Consider the following 17,458-nt stretch of genomic DNA (forward strand, 5'->3'; position numbering starts at 1 on the left):
CGCCGAGGGGTCAGCCCCGACACCGGTCGGACTCATTCGCCGAGCGCCGCAGGGCGCTCAGGGTCGGCGGACCACTGCGACCACGATCCCGGATACCGCGCCGCATCGACACCGGCGACCGCGAGCGCGGCGATCTCGTGCGCGGCCGTGACTCCCGATCCGCAGTAGACGGTCACGTCGGCGCCCGGTTCGACACCGACTCGTGCGAACCGGTCACGCAGGGCCGACGGATCCAGGAATCGACCCGACGCGTCGAGGTTCTCCGCGGTGGGTGCGCTGACCGCACCGGGTATGTGCCCGGCGCGCGGGTCGATCGGTTCGGTCTCACCCCGGAAACGTTCGGGCGCACGCGCGTCGAGGAGCACCCCGTCGCGACCGACGTCGTCGATGTGCACGATCGGCATACTGCCAGGGGTGACGATGAAATCCCCTGGTACAGCAGCCTTCTCCTCACCTGCCGACACCGCACCACCCGCGTCACGCCAGGCGCCCAGACCTCCGTCGAGTATGAGCACCCGGGTGTGACCCGCCCAGCGCAGCAGCCACCACGCACGTGCCGCCGCCAGCCCCCCGGTGTCGTCGTAGACGACCACCCACGAGTCCGCCCCGACACCCCAGGAACGCACCGACGTCTCGAACGCGTCGGGAGCGGGCAACGGGTGGCGACCGCCCTCGGTCGTCGGCGGTGCGGCGAGTTCGGTCTCGAGGTCCACGAAGATCGCGCCGGGTATGTGGGCGTCGCGGTAGTGCTGCGCGCCGTGGGGGTCCCCCAACTGCCAGCGCACGTCGAGAACCACCGGCGGGTCCTTGTCGAGAAGGCGTGTGGCGAGGTCCCGGGCCGAGATGAGCACGTCGGTCATGAGGTCGTCCGATCTCGAGAGAAGCGGTGGCCCACTAGGGGCCGGGGCTTCGCGGCGTACAACGGAAAGTAATGCATGCACATGGCGTCACGCCCGACCGTTCCTTCGACGTCATCGTGATCGGAGGGGGCAACGCGGGTATCGGCACCGCGGCCCGACTGTGCCGCCGGGGCATCGCCGACGTCGCGGTGATCGAACCGCAGCGCGTGCACACCTACCGACCGCTGCTGTCGTACGTCGGTTCCGGCCAAGCCACATTGGCCTCCGCCGAACGCACCCAACGATCGGTCACCCCCGCCGACGCCACCTGGATCGACGACACCGTCGACGCCATCGACGCCGATGCCCACACCGTCCGATGCGCCTCGGGTCGGCTGTTCACCTATCGCGATCTCGTCGTGGCGACCGGGCTGGTCCCCGACGACGCCGCCCTGCCCGGTGTCCCCGAGGCGCTGTCGACCCCGGCGGTCGGCAGCAACTACGTCGACGCCGCCGAACAGACCTGCGACGCCGTCCGCGCGGTGCGCCCGGGCGGCCATGCCGTGTTCACCGTCCCGCGTCCACCCGTCAGCTGCACGGGCACCACCATCAAACCGTTGTTCCTCGCCGCCGGTGTGTGGCGTCGCGCAGGGATCCTGGACGACGTCGACATCACCCTCGTCGTCGACCGCGAGGGACTGGTGGGGGTGCCTCGTCTCGACGCCCGCCTCGAACGCCACCTCGCCGACCTCGGCGTGAACGTCGTGCGTCGCACCGCCGTCACCGCTCTCGATCCCGAGCACCGATCCCTCACCGCCACCGGATCCGACGGAGCGACGACCACCCTGCACTACGACATGCTCCACCTCGTGCCGCCGTTCCGCGGGGTACCGCTGGTCTCGGAATCGGGGCTCGCCGGCGACCACGCCACCGGCGTCGTGGACATCGATCCCACGACGTTCCGTCACCGGAGTCATCCGACGGTATGGGGCCTCGGCGACGGTGCCGCCGTCGACACCGACCCGTCCGGTGGCGCACTGCGTCAGCAGTCGAAGATCCTTGTCGGCAACATGATCGCGGCCCGCTCCGGCGTGCCGTTGTCGCACTACGACGGGTACACCGTCGCCCCCATCCCGACCGACCTGCATCGGCTCATCGCCGCCGAGTTCGACCGCACCGGCGAGATCACGTCATCGCTGCCGTCGTTCCTCGACCCGCTCGCCCCGAGACGGTCCGCCTGGGCGTTCGACCGCTACGGGTTACCGCTCGTCTACTGGTACGGGATACTCCAGGGGATCCTGTAGCGAACACGCCGGATCGTCGGGGTCGAACTGGCACCATCGGAGACCGTGAGCAGAACAGGATCGTTCCTCAGAGTCGGCGTCGCGTACACACTCGCCGTCGTCGTCGCACTGCTGTGGGTCGTGTTCGGGCCGCGTACCGATCACCTCTGGCTCGACGCACTCGTCGCCGACGTCCTCGCGACCCTGGTCATCTTCGCGTTCAGCCGGTTTTACGGGAACTCGAGCTTCTACGACGCGTTCTGGAGCGTGATCCCGCCGCTGTTGACGATCTTCTGGTGGGCGCGCGGAGACGTTGGGGCCGACAGCCTGGTCGCGTGGCTGGTGACCGTCGTCGTGATGGTGTGGGCGGTGCGCCTCACCGTGAACTGGGCGCGCGGCTTCCCCGGTCTGCACCACGAGGACTGGCGCTACGGGAATCTCCGCGAGGGAGCCGGACGCTGGGAGTTCGTCGTGGATCTCGTCGCGATCCATCTGATCCCCACGGGTCAGGTGTTCCTGGGGATGCTGCCGGTCTACGTGGCGGTGACCCGTCCCGGCGACGCCGTCGGCTGGCTCGCGCTCGTCGCGACCGTGGTCGGTCTCGGTGCCGTCGCGCTCGAATACGTCGCCGACGAGCAGTTGCGGCGATTCATGGCGACGAAGCAGCCCGGACAGACGATGGACCGTGGCCTGTGGGCGTGGTCGCGGCACCCGAACTACTTCGGCGAGTTCAGTTTCTGGTTCGCGCTGGCCCTGTTCGGCGTCGCGGTGTCACCCGGCGATGCGTGGTGGTTGTTCGTCGGCGCGATCGCGATGCTCGCGATGTTCCTGGGCGCGAGCATCCCGATGATGGAGGCTCGCAGCCTCGAGAGCCGTGCCTCGTATTCCGATGTCGTCGAACGGGTGTCGCGATTCGTCCCGCGTCCGCCGCGGAAGGTGCATGCGTGAACGCCCCGAAGGTGATCGTCGCCGGTCTGGGCGACAGCGGGCTCCTGACCGCGATCCACCTCGCCAAGCACGCCGACGTCGTCGGCGTCTCGTCGAAACCCGGCCTGGTCAGCGGGCAGGACCTGGGTTCGCGACTGGGTCGACCGGAGGAGTGGTCGCGCAACTACTGGCTCGACTTCGGGCAGTACCGGGGACTGGACACCGTGCGCACCGTGCACGCGTCGCTCACCGCAACCGACCTCGACGCGAAGACCGTCACCTGGATCGAGGACGGGGAATCCGTCACCGAAGCCTTTGATGCACTGGTGATCTCGACAGGCGTCACCAACGGGTTCTGGCGGTCGCCCGCGCTGCAGTCCACCGACGAGGTCGCCGCCGACATCGCGTTGCACCACGACCGCGTCGCCCGATCGGCGCGCGTGATGGTCGTCGGCGGCGGCGCCGCGGCCGTGAGCACCGCGGCGAACATCGCCCTGCGGTGGCCCGAGAAACGTGTCGACCTCTACTTCCCCGGTGATCGTGCGCTCCCCCAGCACCATCCGCGCACCTGGAAGACGGTGCGTCGACGTCTGCTCGACGCGGGGGTCACCCTCCACCCCGGGCATCGGGCGGTGGTCCCACACGACTTCCACTGCGACCGGATCACCTCCGGTGCGGTGCGCTGGCAGACCGAACAGGCCACCTCGACGGCCGACGCGATCATCTGGGCCATCGGTCGGGTACGACCGAACTCCGGATGGCTGCCGTCCGAGGTCCTCGACGTCGACGGTTTCGTCCGCGTCAACCGGTACCTACAACTCCCCGAACATCCCGCTGTCTTCGCCGTCGGTGACGTGGCGGCGAGCGATCCGTTGCGCGGATCGGCCCGCAACCGGGCCGACAAACTCGTTGCGCGCAACGTGATGAGCGTGCTGAACGGTCGCCGCCCGCACAGCTACCACCCGCGGCGACGGCGGTGGGGTTCGGTGCTCGGCGTCCAGCCCGACGGCCTGCAGGTCTTCGCGCCGAACGGGCGGGCCACCCGCATCCCGCGCTGGTCCACCGATCGGGTGCTGCAACCGCTCGTGGTGCGTCGTGGCATCTACGGAGGCGTCCGAGACACCCCTCGGTCGTCGGGGCAGCCGTCGTGACCCCGCCACCGGGCGTGACGGTCCGCGATGTCGCGACCGGGGACGTCGTCCTGCCGGTCGAGTACAGCGGACCCGCCGACGGCGCACCGATCGTGTTGCTCCACGGGTGGCCGCAGAACGCACGCAGTTGGGATGCAGTGGTGCCGTTCCTGCACACCGCCGGCTACCGCACCGTCGTGCCGTCCCTGCGGGGCGCCGCAGTCGGTGCGACACCGCGCTCGCGACTGTCCTACCGACCGCACATCCTGTCCGCCGACGTGGAGGCGATCATCGCCGACGTCGGCGCGCCGGTGCACCTCGTCGGTCACGACTGGGGCGCAGCGCTCGCCTGGACCGTCGCCTGTCGGCAACCCGATCTGCTGCACACGCTCACGGCGGTGTCGGTGCCGCATCCCGCCACCTTCGCCCGGGCGCTGTCACACAGCCGACAGATCCTGAGCTCGTGGTACATGCTCGTCTTCCAGCTCCCTGTGCTTCCCGAACTGTTGCTCGCCCGGCGGAACATGATGGCGCGGTTCCTGATCCGGTCCGGTCAGACACCCGAACTCGCCGACCGCGACGCCCGCGCCGCGGCCGCGCCGGGAGTGCGCCACGGAGGCATCAACTGGTACCGCGGTTTCATCCTGTCCCGCGAGGCCGCCCCGGCCACCACCACCGTGCCGGTCCTCCAGGTGTGGAGCGACGGCGACATCGCGATCCGCCGGACCACGGTGGAGGCGACGTCGCGCAACGCCGCCGGCGGTTTCGACTTCCTCGCCTTCACCGGGGTCAGTCACTGGATCCCCGACGAGAGGCCCGAGGAACTCGCACAGGCGATCATCCGACACGCCGCGGGACCGCACACCCCGCCGACCTGACGGTCGCCCGAGGTGGCTCAGCGGGCGAGGGACCGACTGATCACCAGACGTTGGATCTGGTTGGTGCCCTCGAAGATCTGGGTGATCTTCGCGTCACGCATGTAGCGCTCCACCCGGTAGTCCCGTGTGTAGCCGTACCCGCCGAACACCTGCACCGCGTCGGTGGTCACCTTCATCGCCGCGTCGGTCGCGACGAGTTTGGCGACCGATGCATTGCGCGAGTACGGCAGACCCGCGTCGCGGCGGCGCGCGGCATCGAGGTAGGTCGCCCGCGCGGAATCCACGGCGGCGGCCATGTCGGCGAGCAGGAAACCGAGGCCCTGATGGTCGATGATCTTGCGACCGAACGCGCTGCGCTCCTGCGCGTAGTCGACGGCGTCGTCGAGCGCGGCCTGCGCGATGCCCACCGCGATCGCGGCGATACCGAGGCGGCCGGAGTCGAGCGCACTGAACGCGATCGGCAGCCCCTGCCCCTCCTCCCCGATCCGTCGCGAGCCCTCGACGGTGGCGTTGTCGTAGAAGGCGGCGGTGGTGGGGATCGCGTGCAGCCCGAGTTTCTCCTCGGGCTTACCGAAGGACAATCCGGGCGTGTCCTTCGCGACGAGGAAGCACGTCACGCCTTTGGATCCCTCGCCGGTGCGCGCGAACAGGTTGTAGAAGTCGGCGACCCCGCCGTGGGTGATCCACGCCTTGGCCCCGTTGATCACGTAGTCGTCGCCGCGTGCGGTCGCCTTGCACGCCAGCGCCGCCGCATCCGACCCCGCCTGCGCCTCCGACAGGCTGTAGGCGCCGATCGTGCGTCCGCTGAGCATCTCCGACAGCCACCGCTGTTTCTGCTCCTCGGTGCCGTAGACGCTGAGCGGGAACGAGGCCAGTCCGTGCACGCTGGTGGCGACCGCGACCGCCGCCCAGGAGATGGCGAGTTCCTCGAGTACCTGCAGGTAGACCTCGTACGGCTGACCACCCCCACCCCATTCCTCGGGATAGGGCAGGCTGAGCAGACCCGCCTCGCCGAGCGTGGCGAACACGCCGTCGGGGTACTTCTCCTGGCGCTCGTGCTCGTCGACGATGGGGTCGAGCACGCGGCCGGCGATGTCACGCGTCAGCCCGATCAGCTCACGTGCCTCATCCGACGGCAACAGACGATCGACGGTCACAGCGCCTCCTCGGCCCATAAGTGCGCCTACGTTTCGGTTGACCCGATCACATCACGGACGTCCACGCGTTGACAACGCGCCGTGATGGGAGCTCGCCGACGTGCACCATGAGCAGGAGCGACGCGGCCGCCACCTCGATCGCGGGCCGTCAGGCGACGGTCGACAGGCTGTGGGTCACGCCCTCGCAATCCGCCTCAACGTCTGCCACCCTCGAGTGCGGTGAATACGTCATCCATCGGGGGAGGGAGACGGACGTGATCACGTCGAATGATGTTCCATGGGTGCCGGTGGGGCCGCGGGGGCGGCCGCGCTCGGTCGCCATCAGCGCGTCGGGGACCACCACGACCTACACCGAACTGGTCGAGCGCGTCGCCGCCTTGAGCACCGCTTTCGCCCAGGTGGGCGTCCGAACCGGCGACCGCGTCGCGTATCTGGGCCCTACGACACCGCACGCCGTCGAGACGTTCTACGCGTCGTTGGCGCTCGGCGCCGACCACGTCCCGCTCGACCCCGCCATGCCCCCGGCCATGACCGCGTCGGTGGCCGAGGACACCTCGATGATCATGGTGGTCGTCGATCCCCTGCACCACGATCACATCGGCCCACTGAGCCGCCGACAGATCGTGTTGACCTCAGGACGGATCCCGGATGCCCTGTGCGAGCCACTCGACTACGAGGCGTTCCTGGCGACGGGCACCCGCGACACACCACCGCGCCGCCCGCTACCCGGCGATCCGGGAGTGCTCATGCCGGCACATCCGACCGGGGCTGCGCCGGTCGCCTTCGACCACGCAACGGTCGCGGGGAACATCGCCGAATTGGCATCACTGCTGGAGATCGACGACGAGGACACCGTCGCCGTGGCCACTCATGCGCACACCCACCCGTGGTCGGGATGGCTTGCGGCCGCCGCACTCTCGCGCGGGGCCCACCTGCTGATCACCGACTCGCGGACGGTGCCCGGCGTGCTCGACGACCTCGTCGACAGCCGAGCCGCGGTCACGGCCCTCCGGGCGAACACCCTACGCGCGATGACCACCTGCGCTCGATGGTCATCACGGGGGTGGTTCGGTCCGCGTCGGATCCTCTGTGTCGATCACCCCGACGACGGACTCGTCCGGGCCTGGCGGGAGCGGGGCACCGAGCTGGTCGACGTCACCCGCGGACTACCCACCGACGTGGAGGCCGGTCACGGTCCACCACTCATCGGCGTGGCCTGCTGAGCGGATAGATCGACGAGCGATCGGCCGGCTCAGGAGTTCGGCGCGGAGACCTCGAGCGCGATGTTGTCGGGGTCGCGGAACTCGAGGATCGCGATACCGGCGTCGCCGAGGTCCTTGATCGGCTCGTGCTCGATGCCCAGCGAGTCGAGATGGGCACTCGCGTCGTTGAGGTCCGCGAGCGACGCGACCGTGAAGCTCACGTGGTCGAGACCTGTTCGGTCCTCGGTGAACGAGTCGTCGCCGGGAGCGACGGGGCGCAGGCCGAGAAGGCCGCCGCCGAACTGATAGATCACACCGCCGTACAGGAACGCCAGTTGCTCTCGGGTCTGCTCATCGGCACCGTCGGCTACCTCGAAGGCGACGTCGAAACCGAACACGTCGTCGTAGAACTTTCGCGAGACGGCGATGTCTCGGACGGTCAGCCGGACGTGGTGGTAGTCGGTTGCGGCGATCGGCATTCTGATTCCCCTTCTCCTGCGGCGACATCGCCGCATTGCCATGTGTGCACGTGCCTCACACGACAGTACGCGTGCACACTGAAGCGATGAGGTCAGTCGTACTAGCCGCCACCGCAGCCGTATCCGTCGTCCTGATCGCCGCGTGCGGGTCGGACACCCCCACCGATCGGGCCGCTCCGTCGAGCACGCCGGTGGCCGCAGAACCCGCGGTGGCCCCCGCGCCGACGACCCCGCCGATCGGCACGACCATCGAGGTGGGCAACGAGCCCGAGGGCGTCGTCATCGGCACCGCGGGGATCGCGGCGGTGGGCGTGCGCAGGCCCGACGGACTCACACTCGTCGACGTCCGGGCGGGGCGCGTGATCCGCACCGTCGAGACCCGGGGCGCACCACGGCATCTCGAACTCGCCGGGCCCAACGGGCCGGTCATCGTGCCGCTGGAGACGAGCAACACCGTGACCGAGATGTCCTTCGACGGCACCTTCGGCCCGATCGCCACCGGCGTGGGCGACCTGCCGCACGATGCGGTCCGCACCTCCGACGGAACACTGGTCGGCACGAACGAGCACGGGGGCGGCGCGCTGTTCCTGCGGGACGGGAAGGTGGTGAAGTCGCTCCCCGCCGGTCCCCCGCAACCCGGTGGTGTCGCGGCTGTCGGGCGCTACGCCGCCATGGCCGACGTCCAGGGCAACGGCGTCTTCGTCTACGACGGGACCACGATGACCGAGGTCGCCCAGAAGAAGATCGGCACCCGGCTGACACATGCGCACGCTCTCGGCGGCGGACTCGTCGCGTTCGCCGACACCGACGGCGGGGCCGTCCTCGTCGAACGGATCACGCCTCAGGTGGTCGACGTGGCGCGTATCGACGCACCGGGCAAGCCGTACGGGCTCAGCTACGACGACCGCACCAAGACACTGCTCGTGACGCTGGGGTCCACGAACACCCTCCGTCTCGTCGACATGTCGGATCCGGCGAGACCCCGTATCCGCGGGGACGTCCCGACCGTGCAGCAACCGAACTCGGTGGCGATGGACCCGGTCACCGGGATCGTGGCGGTCACCGGCAGCGCACCGGGTGCGGCCAGTTCACTGCAACTCATCCCGGCAGACCTGCTTCCCCGCTGACACGCACCAGTTCCGAACAGACAACGACACCCCCGCCACCGGAAGTCGGTGACGGGGGTGTCGTTGTAAGACGTGGATGACGCAGATCAGCCGATGCTGAACGGCTTGCCGTAGGTCGTGACCTGCTTGTCGACGTTCGATGTGCGGACGCGGATCACCGCGAACGAACGCGCCTGCGCGTAGCCGGCGCAGCCACTGAGCTGCAGCTGCTCGTTGGTGTAGCTGTTCGAGGCCTTGGTGGTCTCGTAGTCGACGTTGGTCGTCTGCTGCTGGGCCCCGAAGTCGTCAGCCTTCTCCACATTGTTGATGAAGTAAGACACCGCCTGACCCGGAGCAAGCGAGAGGGTTCCATTGAGACCACCACCCACGCTCGGGAATGTTCCGAGTGGCGACGGGTTGGCGCCGGGAGCTACATTCGGCTGCGCAACACTGGGCGCAGCGTTCACGCCTCCACCGAACCCTGCGACGCTCACCTGGCATCCGACGATGTATCCCGCGCCAATGCGGATTTTCGCCTTCTTGCTGGAGGTGACGGTGTACTTCGCCGACACCTGCGCGGCGCGATGCAGCGGCGTACCACCGAGCGACGGCGCGATGACCGCTCGCTCATTCGTACGCGTGATCGAGATCTTGGTACCGTCGGGCAGCGTCTGGACGTCGGTCTGCGACGGCAGCTTGAGGAAGACATCCGCGTTCGCGCTGCCCTGCGAGAGCAGCGCGGCCGCAACCGCGATGACGGCGCTGGTGCCGGCGACGCCGACCGCCCGCCGGGAGGACTTGCTGGAGGTGTTCATCGAATCCCTTTGTGTCTGAATGCGTGTCATGGAGGTCAGTGAAATCAGCCGATGGAGAAAGGCTTGCCGTACAGGGTCACCTTCTGATGGTCGTCCCCGGTGGTCTCGACCACCGCGAAGGAGCGAGCCTGGGCGTAGCCTGCGCAGCCCTGGATTTGCAGCTGGGCGCGGTCGTAGGACAGGTAATAGGTCCCCGCCTTCTCGACGTTCTTGTAGTTCAGGACGACAAAATTCACGCCACCGGGTGTCAGTGGAACGGAAACGCTACCGGAGAGGCCGGCAGATGAGTTTCCGTTGGAAGCACCGAAGTTGCCCAAAGAGAACCCGCCACCGAGCGTCAGGCCTTGGAAGTTGACCTGGCATCCGACAATGTATCCGGCCGACAAAGTTGCAGCAGCTCCGTTGGTCTCGACACCATTGGTGCCGGCAAAGCCAGCGGTCGCCTCACCTGCGGGGCCACGGTTGGGGCCGGCCTTCTTGGCCTTGAGCTTCGGCGCGTAGAGGGTGATGTCGGCGGAGACCCAGGCGTTGCGTCCGAAACTGTTCGCCGCCAGTGATGGCGAGACCTGGACCGACTCGTTGCTGCGGGTGATCAGCAGGTCGTCGCCCCGCTGCGCACCGTTGGGGAGCTTGACGAAGGTGTCGGCGTTGGCAGCGCCCTGCGACACCAGGCCGACAGCGGTGGCACCGACCACGGCCATGGTCCCCAGCGATGCAGCTCGCCGCAACGCGGTGGAGTTCTTGCTCATCTGTTCCTCTTTCGGGCGATCAGGACCCCGAGCGCGCTCGGGACATCTGCGTCTGACATGACTGGATTGACGACACCTACGCAGCGACGTCGATCGGGGTGAAGCCTGATCGAGTCAGGCGAACATCCGGTGAACACACTCCCGGGTTTCGATGACATGACAGCGCCGCGGACGTGAATGCCCACCAGATCTGGTCACAGAAACGGTCAAATCGTAATCCCAAGTGTTGCTAATGATTTCGGACACAGAACGGTCTGCCGCCGTTCATCCGCCGTTGGCTGGACGCCGTCACAGCCACCGACTCACGAAGGTGGAGTCCACGCCAGAACGCGCGTCTAGATGTCGAGACGACCGCCGCGCGACGCCGCCAGGTCGTAGGCGGTCTCAGCGTGTTCGGCATCGTCGATGCCGTCGAGTTCGTCCTGCGGTTCGGCCCGCACACCGATGGTCTTCTTCAGGGCCAGCGCGATGAGGGCGGTGACGACCATGGCGTACGCGCCGACCGCGAGCACCGCCACGATCTGTCGCCACAACTGGTCGAGACCGCCGCCGTAGAAGAGGCCGTCGACGCCGGCCGGTGCGGCACTGCTGGCGACGAGGCCGATCATCACGGTGCCCACGATGCCCGCCACGAGGTGGACACCGACGACGTCGAGCGAATCGTCGTATCCGAGGCGGTATTTGAGTTCGATCGCCAGGGAGCTGACGGCTCCGGCGACGATACCGATCGCGATGGCACCGATCGGCGTCACCGACGCGCACGACGGGGTGATCGCGACCAGTCCGGCGACGACACCCGAGGCGGCGCCGAAGGAGGTCGGCTTCCCGTGCCGGATGCGCTCGACCACCAGCCAGCTCAGCAGTGACACCGCACCGGCGCCGAGGGTGTTCACCAGGGCCATGGCGGCGGTCCCGTCGGCGGCGAGGGCCGAACCGGCGTTGAAACCGAACCAGCCCAACCACAGCAGTCCGGCGCCGAGCATGACCGCGGGCAGGTTGTGCGGCCGCATGGGGTCGCGCGGCCACCCCCGACGCTTACCGACGATGAGCGCCAGCACCAGTGCCGACGCACCCGAGTTCACCTCCACCGCAGTGCCGCCCGCGAAGTCGATGGCGCCCAGTCGATTGGCGATCCATCCACCCGATTCCGCGGCCAGGCCGTCGATCGCGAACACCCAGTGCGCCACCGGGAAGTAGACCAACGTGGCCCAGAGCGCGGCGAAGGCCAACCAGGCCACGAACTTCATGCGGTCGGCCACCGCGCCGGCGATCAGCGCCACGGTCACCATCGCGAAGCCGGCCTGGAACATGACGAACACCAGCGCGGGGATCGTTCCCACCAACGGGATCGACGCCCCGGCCGGGTCGCCGGCGGAGTAGTTGCCGCCGAAGAGCCCGTCCAACCCGGCGAACTGGGTGGGGTCACCGATGACGCCGCCGATGTCGTCGCCGAAGGCCATCGAGTACCCGAAGAGGAGCCACAGCACCCAGACGACCCCGACGGCCGACATGCACATCATCATCATGTTCAGCACGCTCTTGGCGCGCACCATGCCGCCGTAGAAGAACGCCAGCGCGGGGGTCATCACCAGCACGAGGGCCGCACTGACCATGACCCACGCGGTGTTGGCCGCGTCCGGGGTACCGACGATCGGGTACGACACGTGGAGCTCCTTCGGCTACTCGACCCTCGACCACTCGATTCGGGGCGAGAGCAAAGTTAGCAGCGCGCCGTCACCCGCCGTTCACACCGTCTGCGCCAACCGATCGGCGAGCAGTTTCGCGAACTTCGCCGGGTCGGTCAGTTCGCTGCCCTCGGCGATGACGGCCATCCCGTACAGCAGGTGTGCGGTGTCGACGAGGGACTGGTCGTCACTCTTCTCCGCCCGCGCCTGCTGCAGCGCCACGACCAGTGGGTGGTCGGGGTTGAGCTCGAGGATGCGTTTGCTGGGCGGCAGGATCTGGCCGGAGGCACGGTAGAGCTTCTCCATCTGCGGCGAGAAGCTGAACGTGTCACCGACCAGACATGCGGGCGAATCGGTGAGCCGGGTCGACAACCGCGTCTCCTTGACGTTCTCGTCGAGCGTCGTGGTCAGCCAGGCCGTCAGATCGGCGAACGCCTTGTCGCGTTCGGCTTTCTCCGCCTCGGCTTCCTTCTTCTCGTCCTCGGACTTCCCCGCGTCGTCGTCGAGATCGACCTCGCCCTTGGCGATCGACCGGAGCGGCTTACCGTCGAACTCGGGGATGGATCCGACCCACATCTCGTCGACCGGATCGCCGAGGAGGAGCACCTCGATGCCCTTGGCGCGGAACGCCTCCATGTGCGGCGAGTTCTCCATCGCCTGGCGGGTCTCGCCGGTGATGTAGTAGATCTCGGACTGGCCGGGCTTCATCCGCGACACATAATCCTCGAGCCCGGTGAGCTTCTCGGGATCGTTGGTCGAGGCGAACGACGAGATCTTCAGCAGCGCATCGCGATTGTCCTGATCGGAGAGCAGGCCCTCCTTGAGCGCGCGACCGAACTCGGCCCACAGGGTGTCGTAGTCGTCCGGCCGCGAGGACTTGATGTCGGAGATGGTCGACAGCACCTTCTTGGTGAGTCGGCGACGGATCGCCCGGATCTGCCGGTCCTGCTGCAGGATCTCGCGGGAGACGTTCAGCGACAGGTCGGCCGCGTCGACGACACCCTTGACGAAGCGGAGGTACTCCGGCATGAGCTCTTCGCAGTCGTCCATGATGAACACCCGCTTCACGTACAGGTGGATGCCTCCCGCACGTTCGCGCATGAACAGATCGAACGGCGCCTGGGACGGGATGAACAGCAGCGCCTGGTATTCGAACGTGCCCTCGGCCTTGAGCGAGATGGTCTCGAGCGGCTCGTCCCAGCCGTGGCTGACGTGACGGTAGAACTCGGTGTACTCCTCGTCGGTCACCTCGTCCTTCGACCGCGCCCACAGCGCCTTCATCGAGTTGAGCGTCTCTGTGGTGACGACGGTCCGCTCGGTCGGCTCGGCGGTGTCGTCGGTGTCGTCGGACCCCTCGGGTTCGACCTTCTCGGTGCGTTCGACGTCCATCCGGATCGGCCAGGCGATGAAGTCGGAATACCGCTTCACCAGTTCCCGGATCTTCGATTCCGACGTGTAGTCGTAGAGGTGGTCGTCGGTGTCGGTGGGCTTGAGTTCGAGGATGACCGACGTGCCCTGGGGGGCGTCGGGGACGGTCTCGATCGTGTAGGTGCCCTCACCCGTCGAGCGCCACCGCGTGCCCTCGGACTCGCCCGCCTTGCGGGTCAGCAGCGTGACGGTGTCGGCGACCATGAACGTCGAGTAGAAGCCGATGCCGAACTGGCCGATGAGGTCGGCCGAGGCCGCGGAGTCCTGCGCATCGGCGAGCTTCTTGCGCAGCTCGGCCGTTCCCGACCGCGCGAGGGTGCCGATGAGTCCGACGACGTCGTCGCGCGACATGCCGATGCCGTTGTCGCGGATGGTGAGTGTGCGCGCCTCGGTGTCGCGCTCGATGGTGATGTGCAGATCCGAGGTGTCGACCTCGAGGTCCTTGTCCTGGAACGCCTGCAGACGAAGCTTGTCGAGGGCGTCGGAGGCATTCGACACCAACTCGCGCAGGAAGCTGTCCTTGTTGGAGTAGACGGAGTGGACCATCAGGTCGAGCAGCTGGCGCGTCTCGGCCTGGAATTCACGTTCTTCGACAGGTGTGCTCATGGCGGTGATTCTAGCGAGGCGCGATTTCGGCGATTGGTTCGAATCGACCTGGAACGACCCGGATGCCCTGCGCGCGTGGTGTAAGCCGGTCTCATGGCCGACACCAACGAACCGTCACACCGCCACCCCGCCGCGGGAACACCCGTCGACACCCACCTGGCCCCCGCCTACACCGGACGCCTGTCGATGCAACGGGTACCGGCACTCCGGATGCCCGAGGAGTCGATGGATCCCGACGCCGCCTACCGGTTCATCCACGACGAGATGATGTTCGACGGGGCGTCGCGGATGAACCTCGCCACGTTCGTCACGACGTGGATGGATCCGCAGGCCGAACGGCTGATGGCCGAGACCTTCGACAAGAACATGATCGACAAGGACGAGTACCCGGCGACATCGGCGATCGAGTCGCGATGCGTGTCGATGGTCGCCGACCTGTTCAACGCGCCCGATCTCGACCCCGCCGACCCGTCGAGTGCCGTCGGTGTCAGCACCATCGGTTCGAGTGAGGCGGTGATGCTCGCCGGACTGGCACTGAAGTGGCGCTGGCGCGCCCGGGGCACCGGCAGCGGGACCCCCAACCTGGTCCTGGGATCGAACGTGCAGGTGGTGTGGGAGAAGTTCTGCCGCTACTTCGACGTCGAGGCGAAGTACCTGCCGGTGGAACGCGGCCGGTACGTGATCACGCCCGAGCAGGTGACCGAGGCCGTCGACGAGAACACGATCGGCGTCGTCGCGATCCTCGGCACCACCTTCACCGGTGAGCTCGAGCCGGTGGCCGAGATCGTCGCCGCACTCGACGCGTTGGCCGACGGGGGCGGCCCCGACGTGCCGGTGCACGTCGACGCGGCCAGCGGCGGATTCGTCGTGCCGTTCCTCGACCCCGACCTCGAATGGGACTTCCGTCTCCCCCGCGTCAAATCCATCAACGCCAGCGGCCACAAGTACGGGCTCACCTACCCCGGGATCGGGTTCGCGGTGTGGCGCACGCCGGAGGATCTGCCCGACGACCTCGTCTTCCACGTGAACTACCTCGGTGGTGACATGCCCACGTTCACCCTCAACTTCTCGCGCCCGGGCAACCAGGTCATCGGCCAGTACTACAACTTCCTGCGCCTCGGATTCGCCGGGTACCGGTCGATCATGGCGTGTCTGTCGGAGACGGCACAGTGGCTCGCCCACGAGATCGACTCGATGGACGAGTTCTCGGTGGTGACCGACGGCAGCGCGATACCGGTGGTCGCGTTCGAGATGACCGGCGACCACGACTTCACCGTGTTCGACGTGTCCCGCGCCCTCGCCGCGTTCGGCTGGCAGGTGCCCGCCTACACGATGCCCGACGACGCCGCCGACGTCGCCGTGCTGCGCATCGTTGTCCGCGAGGGGTTCTCGGCCGACATGGCCCGTCACCTCGCCGACAACCTCCGCACCGCCGTCGCCGGCCTCACCCAGGTGCGGGCCACCGGCGAGCTGCCCCGACGGCAGCATTTCGCGCACTGACTACGCTGGGCCACACAACGTCGACAGTGGTTGGAGGCCCGTGCCGTATCCCAGTGTCATGTTCGTCCACGCCCATCCCGACGACGAGTCGCTGTGGACCGGCGGCGTCATCGCCCGATCCGTCGCCGCAGGGGCACCGACCTCGGTCATCACCTGCACCTGGTCGCCCGGTACACACCGGCACGCCGAACTGGTGACGGCCCTGGGCGCCCTCGGAGCGGCCGAACCGGTGATGCTCGGCTGGGCCGACGACAAGTTCCCCGATTCCGCGCCCGGGCGACCGCGGTTGTGTGACTGCTCGTTCGACGAAGCGGTCACCCAGATCGTCGCCGAGATCCGCCGTCGCCGCCCCCAGGTCGTCGTCACCTACGACGCGTTCGGCATCTACGGGCACCCCGATCACATCCATGCCCACCGACTCGCGGTCGCGGCGGTCGAGGCCGCCGCCTGCGGTCCGGTCCACCCCGAACTCGGGGCGGCGTGGCAGGTGTCGTCACTGTATTTCTCGACCGTTCCGACCGCCCTGATGAAGGCCATCGGGCTGCGCGTGAACGGCGCCGCCCCGGCCACCGACGACGCGGCCGCACCCGGAACCCCCGACCACCTCATCGACACCCGCATCGACGTGACGCCGTGGCTCGACCGCAAGTGGGAGGCGATCAACGCCCATGCCTCGGAGGTCGAGCGCAGCACGGCGTTGAAGGTGCTCGTCACCCTCGATGTGGAGCAACGCACCGCGTTGTTGGGGACCGAGTGGTTCTTGCGACGAGATCTCGTGCCCGGTGGAAGTGACCTCGTGACAGATACGGGACACCTGTCGAACCCGCGATGAGCACGGCGCCGTGAGGGCTCGTTGTGGGTACTCTGCGCGCATGCAGTTCAGCTTCATCATGTTGACCTGGAATCGTCCGAGGTTCTTGGATGCGAGCCTGACGAGCCTGTTGTCGAACATCGCAGACCGACACCGGTGCGAGGTCCTGGTCCTCGACAACGGGTCCGATGAGGCCACCAAGGAGGTCCTGGCCCGGTACACCGGGCACAGAATCTCCGGGTCATCACGTTGAAGGAGAACGAGGGACTGCAGGCTTACCACCGGCTCTTCACTGCGGCGAGCGGAAAGTACATCGTGGTGGTCGACGACGACGTCCTCGACTTCCCGACAGATCTCGACGCCGTCTTCGACCGGTACATGACAGCCTTCGACGACTACGGCTTCCTCTGCCTGAACGTCGTGCAGAACGAGTACACCAACGGTGCGAAACCACCGGCGGATGCGTATTCCCTGGACATCAGAGACGAGCTGACCGTGGAACGCGGACCGGCCGGCGGATGGTGCGCGTGTTTTCGAAGGCGTCACTACACTTTGCTCGCGCCACTGATCAAGCGGCGCAGATTGTCGATGGCGAGCGGTGAGGACGGCATGCTGTCGAACATGTTCGCCACCTACCTTCGTAAGAAGCATGGCGTCATCCGCGACCACCTCTGCTTTCACGCAACGGGGCCGTACTACGCAGCGCAGTACGGACACCTCGACCGAGAGATCGAGAAGTACAAGACGGTCGGGCTGCGGGATCTCGCCACGGCGTACGAGGATCACCGTGACGCCCACGTCGCACCGGTACCTCAGCCTGACGACGACACCGGCGACGATTCCGCTCAGACCGTCGTGTGATC

Annotated in this window: 16 protein-coding genes and 1 pseudogene; 10 read left to right on the top strand and 7 right to left on the bottom strand. The window is 67.6% G+C overall.

Going from position 1 to position 17,458, the window contains the following annotated elements:
• Positions 1-32: 32 nt before the first annotated feature.
• Positions 33-860, bottom strand: a complete 828-nt coding sequence (locus TU34_RS10730) for a sulfurtransferase (protein ID WP_045822855.1) — start codon at positions 858-860, stop codon at positions 33-35.
• Positions 861-931: 71 nt separating this feature from the next.
• On the opposite strand from TU34_RS10730, the gene TU34_RS10735 reads away from it, so the two are divergent.
• The 4 genes from TU34_RS10735 to TU34_RS10750 are packed head-to-tail and all read left to right on the top strand — an operon-like array spanning position 932 to position 5,057.
• Complete coding sequence (locus TU34_RS10735; protein ID WP_045822856.1) at positions 932-2,143, top strand: NAD(P)/FAD-dependent oxidoreductase; 1,212 nt, start codon at positions 932-934, stop codon at positions 2,141-2,143.
• 45 nt (positions 2,144-2,188) lie between these two features.
• A complete protein-coding gene (locus TU34_RS10740) occupies positions 2,189-3,070 on the top strand; it encodes a DUF1295 domain-containing protein (protein WP_045822857.1) in 882 nt (293 codons plus the stop codon).
• Positions 3,067-4,200: an FAD-dependent oxidoreductase gene (locus TU34_RS10745; protein ID WP_045822858.1), complete on the top strand. Its 1,134-nt coding sequence runs from the start codon at positions 3,067-3,069 to the stop codon at positions 4,198-4,200. Before TU34_RS10740 ends, TU34_RS10745 begins: the two co-directional genes overlap by 4 nt.
• Complete coding sequence (locus tag TU34_RS10750; protein WP_238981244.1) at positions 4,197-5,057, top strand: alpha/beta fold hydrolase; 861 nt, start codon at positions 4,197-4,199, stop codon at positions 5,055-5,057. The genes TU34_RS10745 and TU34_RS10750 overlap by 4 nt, the downstream gene beginning before the upstream one ends.
• A 17-nt stretch (positions 5,058-5,074) precedes the next feature.
• Here TU34_RS10750 and TU34_RS10755 read toward each other — a convergent pair whose 3' ends face one another.
• Positions 5,075-6,214 carry an acyl-CoA dehydrogenase family protein gene (locus tag TU34_RS10755; protein WP_045822860.1) on the bottom strand — a complete coding sequence of 380 codons (1,140 nt, stop codon included), beginning with the start codon at positions 6,212-6,214 and terminating at the stop codon, positions 5,075-5,077.
• A gap of 254 nt (positions 6,215-6,468) precedes the next feature.
• On the opposite strand from TU34_RS10755, the gene TU34_RS10760 reads away from it, so the two are divergent.
• Positions 6,469-7,437, top strand: coding sequence for an AMP-binding protein (locus TU34_RS10760; RefSeq protein WP_160298521.1), 969 nt, complete (start codon positions 6,469-6,471; stop codon positions 7,435-7,437).
• A 29-nt stretch (positions 7,438-7,466) separates the two neighbouring features.
• Here the strand turns inward: TU34_RS10760 and TU34_RS10765 are convergent, their stop codons facing one another.
• Entirely contained in the window at positions 7,467-7,895 is a 429-nt protein-coding gene (locus tag TU34_RS10765) for a VOC family protein (RefSeq protein ID WP_045822862.1), read from the bottom strand.
• Between the two features lie 86 nt (positions 7,896-7,981).
• Between TU34_RS10765 and TU34_RS10770 the strand changes: the two genes are divergently transcribed.
• Positions 7,982-9,022: a YncE family protein gene (locus tag TU34_RS10770; RefSeq protein WP_045822863.1), complete on the top strand. Its 1,041-nt coding sequence runs from the start codon at positions 7,982-7,984 to the stop codon at positions 9,020-9,022.
• An 86-nt stretch (positions 9,023-9,108) separates the two neighbouring features.
• Here TU34_RS10770 and TU34_RS10775 read toward each other — a convergent pair whose 3' ends face one another.
• From TU34_RS10775 to htpG, 4 genes are all read right to left on the bottom strand, one after another.
• A complete protein-coding gene (locus tag TU34_RS10775; RefSeq protein WP_045822864.1) occupies positions 9,109-9,816 on the bottom strand; it encodes an MspA family porin in 708 nt (235 codons plus the stop codon).
• A gap of 44 nt (positions 9,817-9,860) precedes the next feature.
• Positions 9,861-10,565 carry an MspA family porin gene (locus tag TU34_RS10780; RefSeq protein ID WP_045822865.1) on the bottom strand — a complete coding sequence of 235 codons (705 nt, stop codon included), beginning with the start codon at positions 10,563-10,565 and terminating at the stop codon, positions 9,861-9,863.
• Between the two features lie 335 nt (positions 10,566-10,900).
• Entirely contained in the window at positions 10,901-12,229 is a 1,329-nt protein-coding gene (locus TU34_RS10785) for an ammonium transporter (protein ID WP_275041747.1), read from the bottom strand.
• 81 nt (positions 12,230-12,310) lie between these two features.
• Positions 12,311-14,284 carry a molecular chaperone HtpG gene (gene htpG / locus TU34_RS10790; RefSeq protein WP_045822866.1) on the bottom strand — a complete coding sequence of 658 codons (1,974 nt, stop codon included), beginning with the start codon at positions 14,282-14,284 and terminating at the stop codon, positions 12,311-12,313.
• A gap of 93 nt (positions 14,285-14,377) precedes the next feature.
• Between htpG and gad the strand changes: the two genes are divergently transcribed.
• The 4 genes and pseudogenes from gad to TU34_RS10810 form a co-directional block, all read left to right on the top strand.
• Complete coding sequence (gene gad, locus TU34_RS10795; RefSeq protein ID WP_045822867.1) at positions 14,378-15,784, top strand: glutamate decarboxylase; 1,407 nt, start codon at positions 14,378-14,380, stop codon at positions 15,782-15,784.
• Positions 15,785-15,824: 40 nt separating this feature from the next.
• The gene (locus tag TU34_RS10800) at positions 15,825-16,616 is read left to right on the top strand and encodes a PIG-L family deacetylase (protein WP_150116487.1); all 792 of its coding nucleotides are present in this window, start codon (positions 15,825-15,827) and stop codon (positions 16,614-16,616) included.
• A 58-nt stretch (positions 16,617-16,674) separates the two neighbouring features.
• On the top strand, positions 16,675-16,848 hold the full coding sequence (locus TU34_RS24625; RefSeq protein ID WP_420835177.1) for a glycosyltransferase family 2 protein: 174 nt from the start codon (positions 16,675-16,677) through the stop codon (positions 16,846-16,848).
• A pseudogene (locus TU34_RS10810) lies at positions 16,836-17,456 on the top strand (hypothetical protein); the annotation flags it as partial. The gene TU34_RS24625 and the pseudogene TU34_RS10810, both read left to right, overlap by 13 nt.
• Between the last annotated feature and the right edge of the window lie 2 nt (positions 17,457-17,458).

It is taken from the genome of Williamsia herbipolensis, from assembly GCF_000964005.1.
Taxonomy (GTDB): domain Bacteria; phylum Actinomycetota; class Actinomycetes; order Mycobacteriales; family Mycobacteriaceae; genus Williamsia_A; species Williamsia_A herbipolensis.

Bases quoted from the DNA above. Each gene is read 5' to 3' on its own strand.
- TU34_RS10730 (WP_045822855.1), bottom strand. From the start codon at position 860: ATGACCGACGTGCTCATCTCGGCCCGGGACCTCGCCACACGCCTTCTC.
- TU34_RS10735 (WP_045822856.1), top strand. From the start codon at position 932: ATGCATGCACATGGCGTCACGCCCGACCGTTCCTTCGACGTCATCGTG.
- TU34_RS10765 (WP_045822862.1), bottom strand. From the start codon at position 7,895: ATGCCGATCGCCGCAACCGACTACCACCACGTCCGGCTGACCGTCCGA.
- TU34_RS10770 (WP_045822863.1), top strand. From the start codon at position 7,982: ATGAGGTCAGTCGTACTAGCCGCCACCGCAGCCGTATCCGTCGTCCTG.
- TU34_RS10775 (WP_045822864.1), bottom strand. From the start codon at position 9,816: ATGAACACCTCCAGCAAGTCCTCCCGGCGGGCGGTCGGCGTCGCCGGC.
- TU34_RS10780 (WP_045822865.1), bottom strand. From the start codon at position 10,565: ATGAGCAAGAACTCCACCGCGTTGCGGCGAGCTGCATCGCTGGGGACC.
- htpG (WP_045822866.1), bottom strand. From the start codon at position 14,284: ATGAGCACACCTGTCGAAGAACGTGAATTCCAGGCCGAGACGCGCCAG.
- gad (WP_045822867.1), top strand. From the start codon at position 14,378: ATGGCCGACACCAACGAACCGTCACACCGCCACCCCGCCGCGGGAACA.
- TU34_RS24625 (WP_420835177.1), top strand. From the start codon at position 16,675: ATGTTGACCTGGAATCGTCCGAGGTTCTTGGATGCGAGCCTGACGAGC.